Annotated in this window: 2 protein-coding genes; both read right to left on the reverse strand. The window is 47.8% G+C overall.

The window, feature by feature from the left end; translation table 11 throughout:
* Nucleotides 1–41 precede the first annotated feature (41 nt).
* Nucleotides 42–1,385: a hypothetical protein gene (locus WM40_RS26270; RefSeq protein ID WP_046154520.1), complete on the reverse strand. Its 1,344-nt coding sequence runs from the start codon at nt 1,383–1,385 to the stop codon at nt 42–44.
* A gap of 33 nt (nt 1,386–1,418) precedes the next feature.
* Nucleotides 1,419–2,714 (reverse strand): ATP-binding protein (locus WM40_RS26275; protein ID WP_046154521.1); only part of this gene is annotated, 1,296 nt, incomplete at its 5' end.

The following is a 2,714-nucleotide window of genomic DNA, read 5'->3' on the forward strand; positions in this document are numbered from 1 at the left end:
ACCAGCCGCTTACGATCAACTTTTATATAGTGCTATCCACGTCACTTTCGTTGCGACTCCAGAAAGCGCTGAAGAATAGCTGCGGACGGATAGCTAGACATTGACGCGATACCGTTTGCCAACTCAACTGGATACAGAGCACCTTCGAACTTGTGACTAACCAGCGAGGCGACCGTTGCAAGCACTCTCGCCAAACCTATAATGTCGCCGTTTGTTGGCCGATCACTATCAAGCAAATAGTTTCCCGTAGGCACGTTTAGCACGACATAAGCACCTGGATCCATCTTCACGTAGACCTTTTCCCCCCAATTCGTGCGAAAGCCGTATGGACTTGATAGTTCTGGAGAACGATAAACCTCGCGACGAACGAATTCGTGCGTGAGAACCGCATATCTCAAAGACTCTCCGCGATTGTGAGGCGGAGAAAAACGCACGATAGAAGCGAGATGATCAAAGAACGTGCCGCTCTTTTCTTGGCCGATTATGTGTATAGGCCGACCAATTGATTTGGCGTGCTCTAGGAACTCACGAATATTTTGAACAAGCTTCGAATATTGACTGCGAAGTGTCAAAGGCCCATCTTTGATAAACAATGTGTCGCTAACCAACGATGAATCGGTGTGATTCCACATTAAACGTACAGCGGTAAAAAGCATTAGGTGCTCCATTACCAACATATACGACGAGCCCAAAGATTCGGGCGCGCTATCATCCTCCATATCAAGGTGAAAACCCCAAATATCAGACAGAAAAACCGCCTTTGCACAATGTGGGCAGTTTATTTCGTCTGCCTCGTGTGGCAGACCATCGACAATCGGTTTTTCGCAATGTGGGCATTCGAAACCCGGAGAACGTGCCTCAGCTTTAGGATTCCACTGTTTATATGCTAACCATTTCAGTGTGTCATAAAATGCGCCTCCTTGATCAACGCGCATCGAATCACGAATAATATGACGCACTGCATGGTAGTTATTTCCCATGCTTGTTCTTACGTTTTTCAGTGGGAAAACGGTCGCGTGCTGTACCCCGCTATCTTTTAATGCATCTCTTAAAAGCAGTGGATGGGGAAGATCCTTATCAATAGAATCAAGTTTCGCACGATCTAGCATCAACAATGCCGTTTTTACGAATACAACTTCTTTCGGTGGCTTCTGCTCGGACTTCACCGTAACAAATGAACCATCGACAGCCCAAATACTACGTAAAGGGGCTATGTCGGTTGAATCAAATTCAGTCCATAAAGTATTCGATGGGTCACTATCGAGGGGCGTTACATTTTCGAAATCTGCAACAAGCGATCTGACCCACTCGCTCTCTAGCACTGCGAGATGTCCTAGCTTGGACGCAGTCTCTCCAGCAAGTCTATTACCCTGCGCGTACGGCATTTACCTATCCCCTTCTTTTCATGCGCTAGTGGATTACTGCGTGGCCTCGAACTTAAGGACTTGTGTCGGCACAACAAATCGATGCGACAGCGTTAGCATTCGCATATAGCCGGGGGTTTTGGCTTTTAGAATGTCATTTTCTATTCCCGCAAACGCAACCTGCACACGCGAAAGGGAACGAGTCTCATCCACACTAGAAAGATGGCCAACGAAGAAATTTTCTGTTTGAGCTAGGAGTTCTTTGTTTATGGTCGACGGTGACTGCGTTGAATAAACCATGCCGATATGAAATTTCGCGCCCTCTTTTGCAAATCGAGCATAAACATCTGTAAGGTCGCGACTTTCCGGCGGGAACAAATTATGCGCTTCTTCGAAATAAAGTTGAACAAAGGAATCATATAATTTATTTTCGACAAATTTCGTTTCTTGATGCGAAAACACCGCCTTTGAAAGCATGTCTGAAAAATAGCGGCGAATTTGATCTGTTGCGTTGCCCAAATCCAGAATGACAGTTCTCCCCTCATCGAGCAACTTCAATATTTCATCGACGAATGCACCGGCTTGCGGCGAATGAAATATCCTGTACGGCCTTATCAACGTCGGGCCGGATCGCCCTGGCCCCGGAGAAAAGAAATCGAGCAGTGCGGAATCGTCTGAGTCAAATAATGTTCTTCCCGATTTAGCTGTCTTGGTGAAGCTCGAATGCTGCGGATCCAGGCGCCGAAACTCCGCGATAACTTCAAGTTCGGCCACGAGGCTATCCAGCGAATTTGGCGCAGCCGGGGCGGCCTCCTTCCTCACTACCTGAAATGCCGCTTCACGCATATCCGCGGCGAAATGTGGATCAAAGGCATTCCCGCTAGGAACTTGAACGCGTAGATTACGAAGGCGACGTTCGTCTGCATCGTAACCAGCCTTATGCAAAATAGCCCAATAAAACAATATCTTACGAACTGGACGGGTTTGCTCGTTTCTTGGGAGACCAATCGTGGATGCGATATCAGGTAGTCGAATGCTAGCAAAGCTAGCCACATAACCCGAAGCCCGATTATCTTGAGCAAGCATACCGCCCAGGATCTCCAGCGTCGACTCGGGCTGCTCGTAGAAGTTAAGGCGAAGTGAACGGGACGGCGTACCTTGCCTTTCAGTGAGAGCATAAACTTCGCACCGAGCAGCGTTCGCAGACCTTAGCGAACGATTTCCGTCCTGCGGATTATCGTTGGCGTACTCACCATTTATATCAAAAATCAATTGCCCGACGCTGCTGTCAGATTGTGTCGCATTCAGCATAGCCTGGGCGAGAATTTTCACGACATTGGACTTTCCTAG

The organism is Robbsia andropogonis (assembly GCF_000970345.1).
GTDB classification, from domain to species: Bacteria; Pseudomonadota; Gammaproteobacteria; order Burkholderiales; family Burkholderiaceae; genus Robbsia; species Robbsia andropogonis.

What these genes read in the sequence shown, in the direction of transcription:
- WM40_RS26270 (WP_046154520.1), bottom strand. Translation starts at nt 1,385, where the DNA reads ATGCCGTACGCGCAGGGTAATAGACTTGCTGGAGAGACTGCGTCCAAG.